Consider the following 19,889-nt stretch of genomic DNA (forward strand, 5'->3'; position numbering starts at 1 on the left):
CATGAACGCCGACACGACCGCCGACACGACCGCGACCACCGACACGACCGCGGCCGGGACCGCCCGCACGGACACCGACGCCGGCCCCGCCGCCGACGGCTTCCCCGACCTCGACCTGGCCCGCAGCTCGTTCGCACCCGCCTTCCCCCTGCCCGACCTCACCACCTCCCTGCCCGCCGGCCCCTTCGAGGCCTCCCCGGCCGGAGCCGCCGAGGCCGTCCTCATCGCCGCCGCCCCGCCCGCCGACCTCTTCCGCCGGCTGCTCGCCGACCAGGAGGGCGAAGCCGCGCTGCTCGCCGCCCGCCGCGTCCTCGCCGCGTTCCTCGCCCCCGAGGGCGACCCCGCCGCCGACGAGGCCCTCCCCGAGCCGGCCGACGCCGACGCGGTCGCCGCGTACGTCGGCGCCGCCCGCGCCGAACTCGCCGCCGTCCTCACCCCCCTGCGCAGCCACCCCGACCCCGAGGTCCGCACCGCGGTGCTGCGCCAGCGCGCCCCCCTCGCCCTGACCGGCGGCTGCTGGCTCGACACCGTCTCGCAGGCCGCGACCCAGCCCGCCGAGATCGTCGGCCGCCTCTTCGGCCAGCACTGGCTGCTCCAGGGCGAGGGCACCGCCGAGGCGGGCCTCCTCGGCCGCCGCCGCCGGGCACTGGCCGGGCACGGGGTGTTCCTGCCCGCCGTCGAGGCCGCCGCCTTCCTCGACGCGGCCGGCGCCCGCCCCCTCACCGCCCTGCACGCGGCCTTCCACCTGGCCCTGTCCCGGCTGCCGGCCTCCTTCCTCCCCGAGGTCGTCGGCGTCCACTACGCCGCCCACGCCCTGGGCCTCGACGAACTCCTGCTCGGCGGCGAGCCGATGCTCGCCGAGAGCGACGTACGTCCCGTCCTCGCCGAGTACCTCGCCCTCACCGCGCAGTCGCCGACCGGCGACGAGGACCGCCGCCGCGCCCTGGCGGCCGTGCGCCTCGTCGTCCGCCTGGAACGCGAGCACACCGCCGCCCTCGCCGAGCTCGCCGCCTGGCACGAGGGCCTCTCCCTCGACGCCAAGGTGGCCCTGATCGTGGAGCGGCACGCCCCGCACGCGGGCCGCCAGCACCGCGCGGTCCGCCTCGGAGCCCGCAAGCTCACCGACTGGCTCGACGACGAACAGCTCGACCCGGCCGCCTTCGTCCGGGAGTTCCGCACCGCCCGCCAACTGCGGCCCGGCCGCGACGGCGGACCCTGCCGGTTCCTGAGGTCCATCAAGTTCGGCGGCCCCATGTTCGGCATCTTCGACGAGCGCGAGGCAGCCGTGTTCGCGGCCTGGGCCCGGTCCGTCGCCGCCGGCGAGCCCGCCGGCGCCGACCTCGTCCCGCTCACCGCCGGGGACGAACCCGCCCGCGCGTGGAGCGGCCGCCTCGCCTCGGTCGAACCCACCGACGTGCTGGTCCGCGAGCCCGGTCCCACCGACGACCACCGCCGTTTCTTCCACCGCCTCGTCAACTTCGAGCGCCACCCGAACGTCCTGCCGGCCGCCCGGGCCCGCGCCGAGGCCGGACTCGCCGACGCCGAGCTCCTGTTCGAGCACGGCGCCGGGGGGCTGCTCACCGACGCCTCGTACTTCGACTACACGCCCGAAGCCCTGATGGAGCGGGTCGAACGGATCTACCGGGACAAGCTGGTGGACCCGTACGAGCCGCTCACCGAGATCCCCTCGCGCGACGAGGTCGTCTTCGAGCAGTCCACGTACGCCCTGGGCAGCCTCATCGACGGCACCTGGGCCCACCGCGTGGGCAACCTCGGCCGCCGCCACCGGCGCAGCGACGACATGCTCTTCTCCATCTACGCCGACGAGATGGGTCGCGGCGACATGGCGAAGAACCACATCACGATCATCCACAAGGTGCTGGCCGGCATGGACATGGACCTGCCGCACATCCGGCAGGAGGCCTTCCTCCAGCAGGGGGACCTGCCGGACCACCTGTACGGCTTCTCGATCCACCAGATCTGCCTGTCGCTGTTCCCCGACAGCCTCCACCACGAGATCCTCGGCTACAACCTGGGCATCGAGATGTTCGGCCTCGGCGCGATGCGGCTGCACGAGATCCAGAAACTGCGCCGGCACGGCCTCGACGTCTCCTACGAGGAGGCCCACCTGTCCATCGACAACTTCTCCGCCGGGCACGCGCGCCAGTCCGCCGAGATCATCGTGTCCTTCCTCGACGACGTGCGGACCGCCTCCGGGGAGGAGGCCGTCCAGGGCGCGTGGCGCCGCATCTGGCGCGGCTACGCCTCCTTCGCCCACTTCGTCGAGCACGGCCTGGTGAAGCGCGTCCGCGCCGATGCCGCGGCCGAGGCCGAGGGAACCGCCCGGACCCCCGCCGACCTGGTCATCTGAGGAGCCTCACCATGGAACTGACGACGAGTTTCGACCCCGAGGTCCTCGCGCTGCCCTTCTACGAGGACTCCCACCGCCGGCTCGCCGAGTCCGCCGGGGCCTGGTGCGACAGCAACCGGGTCCTGTGGGAGGAGATCCGCACCCTCGACCCGGACGCCGCCGGACGTCGCCTCGTGCGCGCCCTCGGCGCGGCCGGCTGGCTCTCCGAACTGGACCCGCGCGGCGCCCCGGTGAACGACTTCCGCGCCGTGTGCCTGCGCCGCGAGGCCCTCGCGTACGCCGAGGACCTCGCCGACTTCGCCTTCTCCATCCAGGCGCTCGCCGCGACCCCGCTGCTGCGCTTCGGCAGCGAGGCGCAGCGCCGCCGCTACCTGCCGGGGATGGCCGCCGGCACCCTGATCGGGGCGTTCGCGGTCTCCGAGAAGGAGGCCGGCTCGGACGTGTCCTCGGTCGGGCTGGAGGCGGCGCGCGCCGAGGACGGCTCGTACCTGCTCAACGGCCGCAAGGCGTGGATCGCCAACGGGACCATCGCCGACGTGTTCGTGGTCATCGCCCGGACCGGGCAGGGCCCCGGCCCGCTGGGGCTGTCCGCCTTCCTGGTGCCCGCGGACACCCCCGGCCTGCGGGTCGAGCGGATCGACGCGATCGCCCCGCGGTCCTTCGCGCACCTGTCCTTCGAGGACTGCCGGCTGCCCGCCGACGCCCTCCTGGGACGGCCGGGCAAGGGCTTCGTGATCGCGGTGGACCTGCTGGAGCGGTTCCGCACCACCGTCGGCGCGGCCGCACTCGGCTTCGCCCGGCGGGCCTTCGACACCGCCCTCGCCCACGTACTGGCCCGGGAGGCGTACGGGGCGACCCTCTTCGACCTCCAGCTGGTCAAGGCCTCGCTCGCCGACATGGAGGTGCAGCTGAACGCGGCGGCGCTGCTGGTGGCGCGCGCCGGCTGGGAGACGGACCGGGGGAGCCGCCGGTTCGCCCGGCACTCCAACATCGCCAAGGTCCACGCGACCGAGGCCGCCCAGGGCGTCGTCGACGCCGCCGTACAACTGCTGGGGGCGGCGGGCATCGTGCAGGGCGGCGTCACCGAGCGGCTCTACCGGCAGGTCCGGTCGTTGCGCATCTACGAGGGCACCTCGGAGGTGCTGAGGATGGCCATCGCGGGTTCGCTCGACATGCGTCGCGCGGCCCGCGCGGCGGCCTGACCCGCACGGCCCGCCCCGCCCGCGACGTCCGCACCACCCCGCCCGACCCGTACCACCCGTTCAGCAAGGAGCAGGCAGTGAGCACCACGTCCCCCCGAACCGGTACCGCCGTCACCGCCCGTACCGCGGGCCCCGTCGAGGCGGTGCGCCTTCCGGACCCCTACCCCTTCTACGCCCGCCTGGTGGCCGAGCGCCCCTTCGCCCACGACGAGGCGCTCGGGGCCTGGGTCGCCGCCGACGCGGCCGCGGTGCGCGCGGTGTTGGGCAGCGACGCGTTGCGGGTGCGGCCGCCGGCGGAGCCGGTGCCGACCGGGATCGTCGGTACTCCCGCCGGGGAGGTGTTCGGAGACCTGGTGCGCATGACGGACGGTCCGGTCGCGGCCCGGCTGAAGACGGTGGTGGCCGAGGCCCTGGCCCGCGCCGACACCGCCCGGGCGGCCCGACTGGCGGCCCGGCACACCCGTGAGCTGCTGGCCGGCGGCGGCGAAGTCCCGTACGAGGAGCTGATGTTCGGGGTTCCGGCCCGGGTGGTCGCCGAGCTCTGCGGGCTGACGGAGGGGGTCGGTCGGGAGGCGGCCCGTGCGACCGGGGACTTCGTCCGGTGCATCCCCGCCTCCGCGACCCCCGCCGATCAACGGGCCGCGGCCACGGCGGCGGCCCGGCTGCGCGAACTGCTCACCCCGCCCCTGAACGCGGCCTCCGCCACCCACGTGGCCGGCCGGTACGACGGCGCCCCCGCGTCCGGGTTGCTCGCCGAGCTGGTGGGCGGCGCCGACCGGCACTCCTGGCCGCACCTGGCGCCCCTGCTCGCCAACGCCGTCGGTTTCCTGTCCCAGACCTACGACGCCACCGCCGGCCTGATCGGCAACACCCTGGTCGCGCTCGCCCGGGGAGCCGACGTGCCGGACACCCCGCAGGCCACCGAAGCGCTCGTGCGCGAGGTGGTCCGCCACGACGCCCCGATCCAGAACACCCGCCGGTTCGCCGCCCGGTCCTTCGTCCACGCGGGCTGCGAAGTGCAGCCCGGGCAGCAGGTGCTGGTGCTGCTCGCCGCCGCCAACCGGGACCCCGCGGTCAACCCCGACCCCGACACCCTGTCACCCGGCCGGGTGAATCCGGTGGTCTTCACCTTCGGTGCGGCGGCCCACCGGTGTCCGGGGGAGGAGCTCGCCGTGGCCCTCGCCGGCGCGGTCGTCACCGAGCTCCGCACGGCAGGCTTGAGCACCACCGCGACCCCCGCCTACCGCCCTCTGGCGAACGCCCGGATCCCGCTCCTCTAGCGCCCAGGTGGTCCTCGTACCCGAGGACGACGTCACCCCGCGACCGCGATCGGGCCGTGGGTCGGCCACCTCCATGCCTTCAGACAGGACAAACCGCAACATGTCGGACACCATTCACCTTTGGATGCGGCACGAGGCCCGCGTCACCGAACGCCGTGCCCCCCTCACCCCCGAAGACGCCGGCCGCCTGGTGGCCGAGGGCATCCGCATCACCGTCGAGGAGTCGGACCAGCGGGTCTTCCCGCTCGACGCCTACACCGCCGTCGGCTGCGCTGCCGCCCCGACCGCCTCCTGGCACGAACAGGCCCCCGACGACGCGTACGTCCTCGGCCTCAAGGAACTCCCCGCCGGACCCCACGCGCCCGCCCTGCGCCACCGGCACATCTACTTCGGCCACGCCTACAAGGGCCAGACCGGCGCCCGCGAGCTGCTCGCCCGCTTCACCACGGGCGGCGGCGCCCTCCTCGACATGGAGTACCTCACCGACGGAGCGGGCCGCCGCGTCGCCGCGTTCGGCTACTGGGCCGGGTACGTCGGCGCCGCCCTCGCCGTCCTGCACCACCGCGGCGCCCTCACCACCCCGCTGCGCCCGACCGACCGACCGACCCTGGACGCCCTGCTCGCCTCCGGAGCCACCACCGACGACCCCACCACCGCCCTCGTGATCGGCGCGCTCGGCCGCAGCGGCCGCGGCGCCTGCGACGCGCTGACCACCGCCGGCCTGGAACCGACCCGCTGGGACGTGGCCGAGACCCGCGACCTCGACCGCGCCGCCCTCCTCGGCCACGACCTGATGGTCAACACCGTCCTGACCACCACGCCCGTACCGCCGTTCCTCACCAAGGCCGACCTCGACGACCCCCACCGCCGGCTGTCCCTCGTCTCCGACGTCACCTGCGACGTCACGTCCGACTGCAACGTCCTGCCCGTCTACGACGAGACCACCACCTGGACGCAACCCGTCCGCGCCCTGCGCGCCGGACCCGAGCGGCCCCTCGACCTGATCGCCATCGACAACCTGCCCTCGCTCCTGCCGGTCGAGGCCGCCACCGCCTTCTCCGCCGAACTCGCCCCGCAGCTCCTGCGCCTGACCGCCCCGGCGGACGACGTCTGGGAGCGCGCCCTGCACACCTACCGGACGGCCGTCGAAGCCCAGGAGGATCCCCTTGTCCGCTGACCAACCCGCGACCGCCGCACCGACCGCGGTCGCGGCGTCCGGCACCGTCCACTGGATAGGCACCGGCCTGTCCACCGGCCGCTCCGGCCTCTCCCTCGTCTGCGAACGCGCCCGGCGGGTGGTCCTGTGGGACCGCACCGCCGAGCGCGGCGCGGCCCGCCTCGCCGCACTCGGCCTGGCGGGCCGCGCCGAGGTCCGCGCGTTCACCCCGGCCGCCCTGGCGGCCGGGGTGGGCCCCGGCGACGTCCTCGTCTCGATGCTCCCGGCGACCGAACACGCCCCGCTGCTGCGCCTCGCCATCGACCGGGCCGCCCACTTCGCCTGCACCAGCTACGTCTCCCCGGAACTCGCCGAACTCGCCGCCGAGGCCGCGGACCGCACCCGCACCGTCGTCCTCACCGAGGCCGGCCTCGACCCGGGCATCGACCACCTGCTCGCCCACGACTTGGTCGCACGGGGCCGCGCCGCCCTCGGGGAGATACCCGCGACCGCCGTGTTCACCTCCTACTGCGGAGGCCTACCGGCGGTCCCCAACCCCTTCCGCTACCGCTTCAGTTGGGCCCCGTACGGGGTCCTCGCCGCCCTCGGAACCCCGGCCCGGCACATCGAGGCCGGCGTCGAGGCCACCGTCCCGCACCCCTGGGAGGCCACCCGCTCCCTGACCCTGGCGGGCGAGGAATTCGAGGTCTACCCGAACCGCGACAGCCTCCCCTTCGTCGCCCAGTACGGCCTACCGGACCACTGGCGGCTCGACACCTTCGTCCGCGGCACCCTGCGCAACGCCGGATGGCACACCGCCTGGAAGGAGGTATTCGACACCGTCTCCACCGGGGACCAACAGGCCGTCCGGACCCTGGCCGGTTCGCTCGCCGCCCGGTACCCCACCACCCCCGCCGACCGCGACCGCGTCGTGCTGTCCGTCGCACTCGAACTGCGCACCCCGGCGGGCCCGACCTGGCGCGGCTCCCACCTGCTCGACCTCACCGGCGACGCCGAGGAATCCGCGATGGCCCGCTGCGTCTCCCTCCCCGTGGCCTACGGCGTCACCCGGATCCTGTCCGGCGCGCTCCCCGCCGGACTCCACCGCGCCGCCGCGCCCGAGGACACCGGCCGCTGGCTCACCTTCCTCGGCGCCCACGGCCTGCGCGGCGCCCTCGAAGAAACCACCACCCCGTCAGGAGTCCCGGCATGACGCAGCCCGCCCACCTGCCCGAAGCCCCCGCCCTCCCCGAGGCGTTCATCCTCACCGGAGCCTTCCGGGTCGTCTGCCGCAACCCCCGCTACCTGGAGGAACTCGCCGCCCGCGGCCTGCGGATCCTCCTCATCACCCCCGACACGAACCGCGACGCCGTCCGCCGCGCCCGCAAGGACCCCGAGCACCCGGCGTCCCTGATCGACGAGATCGCCTACGTCGACGGCTCCCTCGACCTCGACGGCTCCTTCACCCCCGGCTTCGTCGCCGGGGCCCGCGCCTGGCGCGGTCGCTACACCGTCCGCGGCGCGTACGCCGTCGGCGAGACCCTCGTCGAGCAGACCGGCCTGCTGTGCGACGCCCTGGGCCTGCCCGGACCGGGCCTGCGCGCCACCCGGGTGTGCCGCAGCAAGTACCTCCAGCGCTGGTACCTGGAGGAGTTCAGCCCCACCACGCTCGTCCTGCCGCCCGGCGCCCGCGAGGACGCCGACCTGTCCGCCCTGCGCTACCCGGTCGTCGCCAAGCCAGCCACCCGCCACTCCAGTTCGGGCGTCGTCGCCGTCGCGGACGCCGCCGAACTGCGCGCGCTGCTGCCGGGGTACCCCGAGCACGAGACGCTGATGGTCGAGGAGAAGGTGACCGGCCAGGAGTACTCGGTCGAGTCCCTCGTCCAGCACGGCGAGCCGCTCTTCACCTCCGTGACCCGCAAGGAGACCACCGAGTCCGGCGACCGGACCTTCGTCGAGCTCGCCCACTCCGTCCCCAACGCCGACACCGGCGAGGACGCGGTCCTGCTGACCGCCAACCGACGGATGCTGGAGGTGCTCGGCTTCCGCGACGGGATCGCCCACGCCGAGTGGCGCATCGGGGAGGACGGCGAACCCCGCCTGATGGAGGTCGCCGCCCGCACCCCCGGGGACGGTCTCGTCGCCCTCTACCACCTCGCCACCGGGCAACCCCTGGAACCGGAGATCATCCGGATCGCCCTCGGGGAGGGCGCCGACTACCCGCCGCCGCGGCGCTTCACCCGACAGGTCTACCTGGAACACGAGGCGGGCTGCCTCGCCGACGTCACCCTCGACTGGCCGGGCGTGCGCCCCCAGTGGGTCGGCGAGGCCGGCACCTGGCCCGAGTTCGCGCCCGGCGAGCCGCAGGACGGGCCCGCGCTGCGCGCCCTCCTCGTCCTGAAGGAGGCCGGCGCCCGGCTCCAGCCGCTCGCCTGCTCCGACGACCGGGCGGTGACCTTCCTGATCGACGCGCCCACGCCGGAAGGACTCGACGCGCTGGAGCGGGCCGTCCGGGCCGCCGTCACCGTCGTCGTCGACCCGGAGGACCCCGATGAGCACTGACGTCCGGCCCGTCGAAGCGGAACGGGAAGCCGCTCCGCCCGCCCCGGCCCCCGGGGTGTGGACCACCTTCAAGGAGGCCCCGAGCGCGGTCAAAACCGTACTGGCCGGGGTGCTCGTCAACCGGCTCGGCGGCTTCCTGCACGTCTTCCTCGTCCTCTTCCTCACCGCCGAGGGCCACTCCAAGGGCCGCACCGTCATCGCGCTGGGCGTGTACGGGGCGGGCGCCGTCGCCGGCTCGCTCGTCGGTGGCACCCTCGCCGACCGGCTCGGCATCCGCGGCGCCACCGTCCTGTCGATGAGCAGCACCGCCGTGCTCACCGCAGCCCTGCTGTACCTGCCCGGCTTCCTGCCGCTGCTGGTCGCCATCGCCCTCGTCAGCCTGGGCGCCCAACTGTTCCGGCCGGCGTCGGCCACCCTCCTCGCCGAACAGACCGACGGCGACCGACAGATCATGATCTTCGCGATGTACCGCTTCGGCCTCAACGTCGGAGCGACCGCCGCGCCCCTGCTCGGCTACGCGCTCTACCACGCGGGCGGACGGACGTACACCCTGCTGTTCTGGGGCGAGGCCGCCCTCGCCCTGGCCTTCGCGCTGGTCGCCCGCGCCACCCTGCCCGCCCGGGCCAAGTCCGCACCCGGCGCCGTGCGCCCGGAGGCACCCGTACGGACCGGCGGCTACGGCGCGGTCCTGCGCGACCGCCGCTACCTGCTCTACCTCGTCGCGGCCTTCTTCCACTCCGCCGTCTACATGCAGTACCTGTCCACCCTGCCCCTCTACATGGAGGAGGCCCGGCTGGCGCTGTTCTGGTACACCTTCGCGGTCGCGCTCAACGGCGTCATCGTCATCGCCTTCGAACTGCTGGTCACCAAGGTCTCGCAGCGCTGGCCCCTGAAGATCACGATCGGCCTGGGCTTCGCCCTCGTCGGCGCGGGCGTCGCCTGCTACGGACTGCCGATCGGGCCGGCGGCCATCGTCATCGGCACGCTCGTCTGGTCCCTCGGCGAGATCCTCGGTGGCCCCGCCGTCTTCGCCTACCCGGCCAACGCCGGGCCCGAGGCCCTGCGCTCCCGCTACATCGGCAGCTTCCAGTTCGTCTTCGGCCTGGGCTCCGCCCTCGGGCCGATGGCCGGCACCTGGCTCTTCCTCCAGTTCGGCTCGCTGGTCTGGCCGTTGGTCGGCGCCGCCTCCCTGCTCGCCACCCTGTTCGGCCTGATCGCCGTCCGCACCCACCCCGCCCGGGCGGTCTCCGCCACCCGTCCCCGCTCCACCTCCTGCTGATCACCGATTCGAACGAGAGGTTCCGACCATGGGGCACGAGAGCTTCCGGCCCGGCACCAGGCACTTCCGTTGCCTGGGCGTCGGCGTGGGCCCGGCCAACCTCAGTCTGGCGTCGCTGCTGCACAGCATGCCGGACGTACCCAATCTCTTCCTCGACCGCAAGGAGTCCTTCGGCTGGCACGACGGCCAGCAGATCCCGGGCACCACCCTCCAGGTCTCCCAGTTCAAGGACCTGGTCAGCCTCGCCGACCCGGCCAGCCCCTTCTCGTTCCTGGCGTACCTGCACGCCAAGGGACGCGTCTACCACTTCCTCAACGCCCAGTTCGACGACGTACCGAGGCTGGAGTTCCGCAACTACCTGGCGTGGGCCAGCCGCCGCAACGAGAACGTCGTCTTCGGCGAGGGCGTCCGCGAGGTCGACTTCGACGACGACCGCAGCGTGTTCACGATCCACACCGACCGCCGCACCGTCACCGCGGACAACGTCGTCGTCGGCGTCGGCAGCCGGCCCTGGGTGCCGCCGCAGGGGGAGGGCCTCCTCGGCCCCACCCAGTTCCACGTCGCCGACTACCTGGGCGCCGCCCGCGACGTCGGCGGCAAGCGGGTCGTCGTCATCGGCGGCGGCCAGTCCGGCGCCGAGGCCTTCCTCGACCTGATCTCCCGCAGCGGCTGGGAGCTGCCCCGCCGCGTCTCGTGGATCTCCCGGCGGCCGAACTACCTCCCCATCGACGACTCGCCCTTCACCAACGACTACTACATGCCGAGCCACGCCGACTACTTCTACGGACTGCCCCGCGAGCGCCGCCAGTCGCTGAACTCCCGCAACCTCCTGACCAGCGACGGCATCTCCGAATCCACCCTCCGTGAGATCTACCAGACCATCTACGTCCACCGTTTCGTCGAGGGCAACGAGGACCTGGTCGCCCTGCACCCGGGCCGCGACGTCTTCGACGTCGGCCGGGGCCCGTTCGGCGGCTGGGAGGTCAGCGCCCGCCACACCGGCGAGCCCGACTCCGTCGAGAGGTTCGAGGCGGACCTCGTCGTCTGGGCCACCGGCTACCGGCCCGCCGGCATGGACTTCCTCGCCCCCGTCGCCGACCGCCTGGAGCGCGAGGGCGACGAACTGCGCGTCGACGAGGACTACGCGGTCCGCTGGGACGGCCCCGCCGACCGCCGGATCTTCGTCCAGAACGGGGTCCGCGGCCAGCGGGGACTGGCCGACCCCAACCTCAGCCTCAACGCCTGGCGCAGCAGGCGCATCGCCGACCGGCTGTGCGGCACACGCGGCGACGAGCAACTGTCCTCCTTCATCGAGTGGTCGTCGAAGGCACCCCAGGACGAACGGTGGAGCGCCTGATGCCGGCCGACCGTGCCGGCGCCCCCGGCATACCCACCGGGTCCGCCGCGTTCGCCGCCGCCGGCGGGGGCGCCGGCGGGCCCGCCCGGGCCCGTACCGACGTGGCCGTCGTCGGCGCCGGGATACTCGGCGTCCTCATCGCCCGCGAGGTCCTCGCCCGGGACCCCGACGCCGCCGTCACCGTCCTCGACCGCGACATGACCGGCTCCGGCGCCACCCGACGCTCCGCCGGCCTGCACTTCCCGCGCGGCGCGAACGAAACCGTCCGCACGCTGGCCGCCGAGAGCCAACGCTTCTACGAGGACCTCCGCGCGGCCCGCCCCGACCTGCCGATCCACCCGCTCGGGATGACGGTGCTCGCACCGGAGGAGGCCGAGGAACGACTGCGCGAGGCCTACCTCCCCGAGGCCAAGCTCCGCTGGACCGCCGACCTGCCGGCGGCCGTCCCCGCGCTGCCCCGCGGACACGGCGCCTGGGAGGGCGACGGCTGCCAGTACGCCGACGTCCACGCCCTGACCCAGCGCCTCGCCGCCGACCTGCGCCCCGCCGTCGCCTTCCGGGAGGGCGTCGAGGTCACCGCCCTCGCCTCCGGACCCGGCGGCACCCGCCTGACCCTCACCGGCGGCGCCACCCTCGACGCCGGCCACGTCGTCCTCGCCCCGGGTCCCTGGCTCGCCGCGCCCGCCTGGCGGGAACTCGTCGCGCCGCTCGGCGCCCGCGTCAAGAAGATCATCGCCCTGCACGTCGAGGTGCCCTGCGCCCCCGGCGACCGGGCCGTCGTCCTGCACGCCGAGGACGCCTTCCTGCTGCCCGTGCACCACCGGGGCCACTGGCTGTTCAGCTACACCTGCCAGGAGTGGGACGTCGACCCCGACACCGTCGACCCCGCCCTCACCGCCGGCCACCTGCGCGAGGCCCGCGCCCTGCTCACCCGCTACGCCCCGGGCCTGGCCGCCCACTGCCGGTCGGGCCGGGTCTTCTGCGACGCGTACGGGGCCGACGGCACCCCGGTCGTCACCCCGCTCGATCCCTACGGCCGGCTGCTCTTCGCGGGCGCGGCCGGCGGCTCCGGCTACCGGCTCGCCCCGGCGCTCGCGGCCCGCGCCGCAGACCTGATCCCGTCCCTGCCGTCCCCCTCCTCCCTCGCGTCCCTCCCGTCCCCGCGAAAGGCCACGACATGATCATCGCCAGTTATGACGCCGACGTCCTGGAGCAGGCGTTCGGCATCGACATGAGCGGTGTGGAGGGCCTCGGCACACCCGCCGGCTGGGGCCGGATCGCACCCGGCCGGGCCACCGACCACCACCGCCACGACGAGACCGAACTGTTCGTGATCACCGCCGGACGGGGGGAGTTCGTCATCGACGGCGAACGCCACCCGGCCGCCCCCGGCACCGTCGTCCTCTTCGAACCGTTCGAGTCCCACGTCCTGGAGAACACCGGCGGTCCCGACGCCGGCGACCTCGTCTTCTTCACCCAGTACTGGCGCGACGCCGAACGGGCCGCGACCTCCGCGGCGAACCCCGCCCGCAAGGGCTTCGGCGACCGGCCCGTCTTCGTCTTCTCCACCCCGCCCACCCCCAACGGCGACCTGCACCTCGGGCACCTCTCCGGCCCCTACCTCGGCGCCGACGCCTTCACCCGCTACCAGCGCATGATCGGCGCCGAGGCCTACCACCTCACCGGCAGCGACGACTACCAGAGCTACGTCCTCGGCGCCGCCCGCGCCGACGGCCGCACCCCCGCCGAGACCGCCGCCCACTACAGCGCCGAGATCGCCGAAACGCTGCGGCTGATGGACATACCCCTCGACCAGTACACGGTCACCGACCAGGACCCCGCCTACCCCGAGGGCCTGCGGGACTTCTTCGGCCGCGTCGTCGCCTCCGGCGAGGTCGCCGTCACCGAACAGGACGCCCTGCACGACGCCACCACCGGCCAGTACCTCTACGAGGCCGACGTCAAGGGCGGCTGCCCCGGCTGCGGCAACCTCACCAACGGGAACATCTGCGAGGAATGCGGCGAACCCAACACCGTCACCGACCTCACCGACCCCCGCTCCACCGTCTCCGACGCCGCGCCCCGCGCCACCCCGGCCGCCCGCTGGACGCTGCCCCTGCACACCTTCGCCCCCGAGGTCCGCGACCACCACCGCACCGGCCGCGTCCCGGCCCGGCTCCGCGAGCTCGCCGACCGCCTCTTCCGCCGCCCCCGCGTGGACATCCCCCTCACCCACCCCTCCACCTGGGGCGTGCAACCCCGCGAGGGGGACACCGAGGGCCAGGTGATCTGGGTCTGGCCCGAGATGAGCTACGGGTTCCTGCACGGCATCCAGGCCCTGGGCGCCCGCCTCGGCCGGCCCTGGCGGGCCGCCGACCCCGAACGCGACTGGAAGATCGTCCACTTCTTCGGCTACGACAACAGCTTCTACCACTCGGTGCTCTACCCGGTCCTCTACCGGCTCGCCTTCCCCGGCTGGAACCCCGACATCGACTACCACGTCAACGAGTTCTACCTGCTCGAAGGCGCCAAGTTCTCCACCAGCCGCCGGCACGCCATCTGGGGCAAGGACGTCCTCGGCCCCGACACCGTCGACGCCGTCCGCTACTTCCTCGCCGCCACCCGCCCCGAGGGCCTGCGCACCGACTACACGCGCACCGCCTACGAGGCCACCCTGAACGACACCCTCATCGGCACCTGGCAGCACTGGCTCACCGACCTCGGCGCCCGCGTCGCCAAGCACCACGGCGGCACCGCCCCCGACGCCGGCAACTGGACGCCCGAGCACTCCGCGTTCCTCGCCCGGCTCGGGACCCGCCTCGCCGCCGTCACCGCGGCCCTGGAGAACGACGCGTTCTCCCTCAACCAGGCCGCCGCCGAGCTCGACGGCATCGTCCGCGACACCGTCCGCTTCGGCCGCGCCGAAGGCCTCCTCGCCGACACCCCGGGCTGGGAGGCGGAGAACCGCACCGCCGTCGCCCTCGAACTGGCCGCCGCCCGCCTCCTCGCGCACGCCGCCGTCCCCGTCATGCCCCGCTTCGCCGCCCGACTGGCCGCCGCCCTCGGCCAGGACACCCCGAGCGCGTGGCCCCGTGACGTCGAACTCCTCGCCCCCGGCAGCGCCGTCGCCCTCGCCGACGCCGTGTTCTTCCGACCGTCGCCCGACACCGGATCCGCCGCCGCACCGGCTGCCGAACCCGCCCTGACGCCCTGGCTCACCCACATCGCCCGCACCGTCCTGCGACTCGGCGACGACGAGCCGATCGCCGACCGCACCCTGACCCAGCTCGCCGCCGGCTCCCTCCAGGCCGTCACCGTCCAGTACCAGATCCTCGACGCCCTCGACGTCGACCTGTCCATGGACGAACTCCTGCACGGCGGCACCCTCGCCGAACTGGCCGCCATCATCGCCGAACGCGCCGAACCCGCCGCCGTCGCCGCCCTGACCTCGGGAGAGCCCCGATGAACCACCTCCAACTGCTGCGCGAAATGGGCCGGCGCGGGCTGTCCGTCACCCTCACCGACGGCGACCTGCGCCTCCAGGGCAACCGCGACCGGATGGACGCCGAGTTCATCGCCCGCGTCAAGGCAGCCAAGCCCGCCCTCGTCGCCCACCTCGCCCGCGAGGCCGAACACGGCCCCGGCTTCCCCCTCACCCCCCTCCAGCGCGGCTACTACGCCGGCCGCAGCGGAGTCTTCGAGATCGGGGACGTCGCCAGCCACGTCTTCCACGAGATCGAGGGCCACTGGGACGTCGACCGCCTCCAGAACGCCCTCGCCACCGTCGTAGCCGCGCACAGTGCCCTGCGCTCGCGCTTCCTGTCCCCCGACCGGCAGGTCACCGAACACGGGGACCACACACCCGTCATCGGCGTCCTCGACCTGCGCGCCCACGACCCCCGGCAGCAGGAACTCATCCGCACCGAACTCCGCGAGATGCGCTCCCACCAGGTACTGCCCGCCGACCAAGCCCCCCTGCTCACCGCCGACGTGACGATCCTCGCCGACGACAGGATGGTCCTCCACGTCGGCCACGACGGCCTCGTGATGGACGGGATCAGCATGTTCCTGTTCTTCCGCGCCTGGTGGCACGCCTACCGCAGCCCCACCGCGGACGCCCCCGAGGAACTTCCCTTCGAGGACTACGTCGCCGCCCTGGAGACCGCCCGCGACCGGGCCCCCGCCCGCCGCTCCCGCGACTACTGGACGGCCCGCGTCGACGACCTCGCCCCCCACCCCGACCTGCCGCTGCGCACCAGCCCCGCCGCCCTGTCCGGCTCGCGGTTCACCCAGCGCGCCGTCCGCCTGGACCGCACCGCCTGGACCGCGCTCAAGGACCGGGCCGCCGAGGCCGGGCTGACCCCGTCCGCCCTGCTGCTCGCCGCCTACGCCGAAACCCTCGCCACCTGGGGCGCCGGCGACCGCTTCACGCTCACCACCACCGTCGCCAACCGGCCGCCGATCCACCCCAGGATCTTCGAGACCATCGGACAGTTCTCCGACACCCTCCTCGTCGAAGCCGCCACCGACCGCACCCTGACCTTCGCCGACCGCGCCCGCGGCCTCCAGCGGCAACTGCACGCCGACATGGACCACCGCCACTTCTCCGGCATCGAGGTCCTCAAGGAACTGGCCCGCCGCCGCGGCGGACTGGCCGGCGCCCGCATGCCCTACACCTTCAACAGCGCCATCGGCCACGTCAGCAGCGAGGTCGACGGGTCGACCCTGGAACTCTTCGGCAAGGAGGTCTTCTCCGTCAGCCAGACCCCCCAGGTGTGGCTGAACGCCTTCGCCATGGAGCAGCACGGCGGCCTCGTCGTCCAACTCGACGGACTCGACGAACTCTTCTGCGAGGGACTCCTCGACGACCTGGCGCACGGCTACACCACCCTCCTCGAAACCCTCGTCGACGCGGGTGCCTGGCAGCGCCACGGTTTCGACCTGCTGCCGCCCGCGCAACGCGCCCGCCGGCTCGCCGCGAACGACACGGCCGTCACCCTGCCCGACGAGATGCTCGGCGACGCCATCGTGCAGCGGGCCGCCGAGACCCCCGGGGCGCCCGCCGTCCTCACCGCCGACCGGACCGTCAGCTACGGCGAGCTCCTGCACCGGGCCGCCACCGCCGCCGGCTGGCTGCGCGCACGGGGAGTGGGCCGCGGCGAACTCGTCGGCCTCGTCATGCGGCGCGGACCCGAGCAGATCATCGGCATCCTCGCGACCGTCCTCGCGGGGGCCGCGTACCTGCCCGTCGACGCGGCCCTGCCCGCCGCCCGGCAGGAGTACATGCTCGCCGACGGCCGGGTGAGGTGCGTGCTCACCGACACCGCCCCGTCCGACACCGGCCCCCTCGCCCCCCTGGCCGTCCTCGACCTCACCGGACCCGCCGCCGGCCGTGCCGAGGTCCCCGACCGGCTGCCCGGCTCCCACCCCGAGGACCTCGCGTACGTCCTCTACACCTCCGGCACCACCGGAGCCCCCAAGGGCGTGATGGTCACCCACCGCAACGTCGCCAACGTCGTCGCCGACTGCCACACCCGCTTCCGGATCACCCCCGACGACCGGTTCTTCGCCATCAGCGCCTTCAACTTCGACCTGTCCGTCTGGGACGTCTTCGGCGCCCTGTCGGCGGGCGCGGCCCTCGTCATGCCCGACCACGACAAGGCCGTCGACACCGCCCACTGGCTCGACCTGTGCCGCCTGCACGGCGTCACCGTGTGGAACTCCGTCCCCGCCATCGCCGGACTGCTCCACGACCAGGCCCGCACCGACGGTACGCCGCCGCCCGCCCTGCGCCTCGTCATGATGAGCGGCGACCGCATTCCGCCCGAACTGCCCGCCGCGCTGCGCACGATGACGCCCGGCCTGGAGGTCGTCTCCCTCGGCGGCCCCACCGAGACGACCATCTGGAACATCCTGCACCCCGTCGGCGAGGACGAGGACGGCAGCGAGTCCGTCCCGTACGGGCGGCCCAACGCCAACAACCGCGCCTACGTCCTCGACCGGGACGGCCTCGACGCCCCCGACTGGGTCACCGGGGAGATCGTCGCCGCCGGCACCGGCCTCGCCCGCGGCTACTGGGGCGACGAACAGCGCACCGCCGAGAAGTTCTTCACCGACCCGGTGCGCGGCGAACGCCTCTACCGCACCGGCGACCTCGGCCGGTACCTGCCCGACGGGAACATCCAGATCCTCGGCCGCAGCGACTTCCAGATCAAGATCAACGGCTATCGCATCGAGGCCGGCGAGGTCGAGACCCGGCTCGCCGCCCTGGCGGAGGTCACCCGGGCCGTCGTCGCCGCCCACGGCAACCGCCTCGTCGCCCACCTCGTCGCCGCCGGCTCCCACCGCCCGCACCTCACCGAGGTCCGCCGGGCGTTGCGCGCCGACCTGCCGGACTACATGCTCCCGGCGGCGGTGATCTGGCACGGTTCGCTCCCGCTCACCAAGAACGGCAAGGTCGACCGTACGAAGCTGGTCGCGCTCGGCGCCGAGGACCCGGCGGCCGACGCACCGCAGGCCGGCGGCAGCGCCCCCGGCACCCAGGCCGAGAAGATCCTCTGCGACATCTGGTCGACCGTCCTGCGACGCCCCGACGTGGGGGCCCTCGACACCCTCGCCTCCCTCGGCGGCGACTCCATCGCGGCGGCCCGGATCCTGACCGCGGCCCGCAAACGGTTCGGCGTCACCCTCACCCTCGACCGGTTCGCCGAGGTCGACACCGTCCGCGCCATGGCCGCCGTCCTGCGCCCGGAGGCCCCCCGATGAGCGGCGCCGCGCCCTCACCGGCGCCCCCGCGGCCCGCGTCCGGGGGCGTACCGGCCGCCGGCCCCGACACGATCCGGCGGATCGTCACCGGCCCGCCGGCCGCCGGCAGCATCTCCGTCGCCCGCCTCGACGGCACCCGCACCATCACGCTGCGGGAACTCCACGAGCGCTCCGGCCGCCTCGCCCACCACCTGCGGGACGCCCACGGCATCGGCCCCGGCGACCGCATCGGGATCCTCGCCGCGAACAGCCTGGAGTGGGTCCTGATCGACCTGGCGGCGCTGCGCCTCGGGGCGCAGACGGCCGGCCTGGAGCCCGGCAAGTTCACGCCGTCCGCCGAACTGCTGGACCGCTACGACCTGCGTCTGCTGTACACCGACCGGGCCGCGGACGAGATCGGCGACCGCTCCGCCGACGCGACCGCCGACGGGTCCGGCGACCGCTCCGCCGACGCGTCCGCCCCGTGGCCGACCGGCGTCCTCGGCACCGGCGCGATCCTCGACCTGACCGAGCCGGACGGTGCCCCCGACCGGCCCCTGCCCCCCGTCCACTGGGGGTTCCGGGACGTCACCACCATCAAGTTCACCTCCGGCAGCACCGGCGTGCCCAAGGGGCTCGGCGCCACCGCCGGCAGCATCGACAGCTCCCTCACCGCCGTCCAGGAGATCTTCGCGCACGGCCCCGGCGACGACCTGTTCGTCTTCCTCCCGCTGTCCCTGCTCCAACAGCGCTACTGGGTGTACTCCGCGCTGCTCCACGGCCACGACGTCACCCTCACCACCTACGAGGCGGCGTTCGCCACCCTGCGACGCGTCCGCCCCACCGTCGTCATGGGCGTACCCGCCTTCTACGAGAGCGCCCGCCGGCAGATCGAGGGCCGGCTGCGCCGGTCCACCGGCCAGGACCCGCGGCAGGCCGCCCGCGCCCTGTTCGGCGACCGGATCCGCTACCTGTGGACCGGCTCCGCACCCGCCTCCCCGGCCGTGCTCCGCTTCTTCACCGACGTCGGCCTGCCCCTGTTCGAGGGCTACGGCCTCAACGAGACCTGCATCGTCACCAAGAACCACCCCGGCGCCCACCGGGAGGGCAGCGTCGGCCGGGTGGTCAGCGGCAAGGAGGTGCTGATCGGTGAGGACGGCGTCATCAGCGTCCGCAGCACCCATCCCGTCAACAACCACTACGCGTACGCCCGCCCCGGTGACTCGGAGAAGGTGTTCGACGCCGACGGAACCGTCCGCACCGGCGACCTCGGCCACATCGACGAGGACGGCTACCTGTTCGTGCGGGGCCGCGCGGACGACGTCATCGTCCTCGACAACGGCAAGAAGGTCATCGTCCGGCCCATCGAGGAACTGATGCGGGCCGACCCGGCCGTCGCCGAATGCGTCCTGTTCAGCCCCACGCAGACCGACCTCGTCGCCGTGGTGTCGCCGGCCGCGCTGCCGGCCGACCGCGCGGCCATCGCCGCCCGGCTCGCCGCCGTCAACGCCGCCACCGGCGCCGACGAGCGGATCAGCCGGGTCCTCGTCGCCGATCCGCCGTTCAGCATCGACAACGGCCTGCTGACCTCCCAGTACAAGCCCAAACGGCCCGCGATCGCGGCCGCCCACCACATCCCGCTGCACGACCAGGAGGCCGGAATCCATGCCTGACACCCAGCTCGTAGAAGAGGCCGCCCGCGCCCAGCTCTCCCTCGTCCTGATGCCCGAGGTCGAGCCCGAGGACCTCGACCTCGACGCCGACATGGTCGCCGCCTACGGCCTGACCTCCCTCAACAAGGTCCTCTTCCTCACCGAGGTGTGCGAGGAGACCGACGTGGACCTCGCCCACTTCACCGAGCACGACCTCGCCGTCATGCGTACGCTGCGCGACGTCACCGAAGCCCTCACCCGTCACCACGCCCCCACCGGAGCCTGA

The 19,889-nt window shown here is 74.0% G+C and carries 13 protein-coding genes; all 13 read left to right on the forward strand.

Annotation, left to right across the window (positions count from 1 at the left end; all coding sequences use genetic code 11):
- Position 1: 1 nt before the first annotated feature.
- The 13 genes from ACZ58N_RS35275 (at position 2) to ACZ58N_RS35335 (ending at position 19,889) form a co-directional block, all read left to right on the forward strand.
- Positions 2–2,371 carry an iron-containing redox enzyme family protein gene (locus ACZ58N_RS35275; RefSeq protein ID WP_471168584.1) on the forward strand — a complete coding sequence of 790 codons (2,370 nt, stop codon included), beginning with the start codon at positions 2–4 and terminating at the stop codon, positions 2,369–2,371.
- 11 nt (positions 2,372–2,382) lie between these two features.
- Positions 2,383–3,573, forward strand: a complete 1,191-nt coding sequence (locus ACZ58N_RS35280; protein WP_471168587.1) for an acyl-CoA dehydrogenase family protein — start codon at positions 2,383–2,385, stop codon at positions 3,571–3,573.
- A gap of 77 nt (positions 3,574–3,650) precedes the next feature.
- On the forward strand, positions 3,651–4,853 hold the full coding sequence (locus tag ACZ58N_RS35285; protein ID WP_471168590.1) for a cytochrome P450: 1,203 nt from the start codon (positions 3,651–3,653) through the stop codon (positions 4,851–4,853).
- A gap of 100 nt (positions 4,854–4,953) precedes the next feature.
- A complete protein-coding gene (locus ACZ58N_RS35290) occupies positions 4,954–6,030 on the forward strand; it encodes a saccharopine dehydrogenase (protein ID WP_471168593.1) in 1,077 nt (358 codons plus the stop codon).
- A complete protein-coding gene (locus tag ACZ58N_RS35295; RefSeq protein WP_471168596.1) occupies positions 6,020–7,222 on the forward strand; it encodes a saccharopine dehydrogenase C-terminal domain-containing protein in 1,203 nt (400 codons plus the stop codon). Before ACZ58N_RS35290 ends, ACZ58N_RS35295 begins: the two co-directional genes overlap by 11 nt.
- On the forward strand, positions 7,219–8,571 hold the full coding sequence (locus ACZ58N_RS35300) for an ATP-grasp domain-containing protein (RefSeq protein WP_471168599.1): 1,353 nt from the start codon (positions 7,219–7,221) through the stop codon (positions 8,569–8,571). Before ACZ58N_RS35295 ends, ACZ58N_RS35300 begins: the two co-directional genes overlap by 4 nt.
- A complete protein-coding gene (locus ACZ58N_RS35305; RefSeq protein WP_471168602.1) occupies positions 8,561–9,850 on the forward strand; it encodes an MFS transporter in 1,290 nt (429 codons plus the stop codon). Before ACZ58N_RS35300 ends, ACZ58N_RS35305 begins: the two co-directional genes overlap by 11 nt.
- 28 nt (positions 9,851–9,878) lie before the next feature.
- Entirely contained in the window at positions 9,879–11,207 is a 1,329-nt protein-coding gene (locus ACZ58N_RS35310; RefSeq protein ID WP_471168605.1) for a lysine N(6)-hydroxylase/L-ornithine N(5)-oxygenase family protein, read from the forward strand.
- Entirely contained in the window at positions 11,207–12,388 is a 1,182-nt protein-coding gene (locus ACZ58N_RS35315) for an NAD(P)/FAD-dependent oxidoreductase (RefSeq protein WP_471168608.1), read from the forward strand. Before ACZ58N_RS35310 ends, ACZ58N_RS35315 begins: the two co-directional genes overlap by 1 nt.
- Entirely contained in the window at positions 12,385–14,673 is a 2,289-nt protein-coding gene (locus tag ACZ58N_RS35320; RefSeq protein WP_471168610.1) for a class I tRNA ligase family protein, read from the forward strand. Before ACZ58N_RS35315 ends, ACZ58N_RS35320 begins: the two co-directional genes overlap by 4 nt.
- The gene (locus ACZ58N_RS35325; RefSeq protein WP_471168613.1) at positions 14,670–17,972 is read left to right on the forward strand and encodes a non-ribosomal peptide synthetase; all 3,303 of its coding nucleotides are present in this window, start codon (positions 14,670–14,672) and stop codon (positions 17,970–17,972) included. The genes ACZ58N_RS35320 and ACZ58N_RS35325 overlap by 4 nt, the downstream gene beginning before the upstream one ends.
- Positions 17,969–19,624, forward strand: coding sequence for an AMP-binding protein (locus tag ACZ58N_RS35330; protein WP_471168616.1), 1,656 nt, complete (start codon positions 17,969–17,971; stop codon positions 19,622–19,624). The genes ACZ58N_RS35325 and ACZ58N_RS35330 overlap by 4 nt, the downstream gene beginning before the upstream one ends.
- Complete coding sequence (locus tag ACZ58N_RS35335; RefSeq protein WP_471168619.1) at positions 19,617–19,889, forward strand: acyl carrier protein; 273 nt, start codon at positions 19,617–19,619, stop codon at positions 19,887–19,889. Before ACZ58N_RS35330 ends, ACZ58N_RS35335 begins: the two co-directional genes overlap by 8 nt.

The organism is Streptomyces sp. NPDC040432 (assembly GCF_055595445.1).

Coding starts and splice junctions, on each gene's coding strand:
- ACZ58N_RS35320 (WP_471168610.1), top strand. CDS start 12,385: ATGATCATCGCCAGTTATGACGCCGACGTCCTGGAGCAGGCGTTCGGC.
- ACZ58N_RS35325 (WP_471168613.1), top strand. CDS start 14,670: ATGAACCACCTCCAACTGCTGCGCGAAATGGGCCGGCGCGGGCTGTCC.
- ACZ58N_RS35335 (WP_471168619.1), top strand. CDS start 19,617: ATGCCTGACACCCAGCTCGTAGAAGAGGCCGCCCGCGCCCAGCTCTCC.
- ACZ58N_RS35280 (WP_471168587.1), top strand. CDS start 2,383: ATGGAACTGACGACGAGTTTCGACCCCGAGGTCCTCGCGCTGCCCTTC.
- ACZ58N_RS35330 (WP_471168616.1), top strand. CDS start 17,969: ATGAGCGGCGCCGCGCCCTCACCGGCGCCCCCGCGGCCCGCGTCCGGG.
- ACZ58N_RS35310 (WP_471168605.1), top strand. CDS start 9,879: ATGGGGCACGAGAGCTTCCGGCCCGGCACCAGGCACTTCCGTTGCCTG.
- ACZ58N_RS35315 (WP_471168608.1), top strand. CDS start 11,207: ATGCCGGCCGACCGTGCCGGCGCCCCCGGCATACCCACCGGGTCCGCC.
- ACZ58N_RS35300 (WP_471168599.1), top strand. CDS start 7,219: ATGACGCAGCCCGCCCACCTGCCCGAAGCCCCCGCCCTCCCCGAGGCG.
- ACZ58N_RS35305 (WP_471168602.1), top strand. CDS start 8,561: ATGAGCACTGACGTCCGGCCCGTCGAAGCGGAACGGGAAGCCGCTCCG.
- ACZ58N_RS35290 (WP_471168593.1), top strand. CDS start 4,954: ATGTCGGACACCATTCACCTTTGGATGCGGCACGAGGCCCGCGTCACC.
- ACZ58N_RS35275 (WP_471168584.1), top strand. CDS start 2: ATGAACGCCGACACGACCGCCGACACGACCGCGACCACCGACACGACC.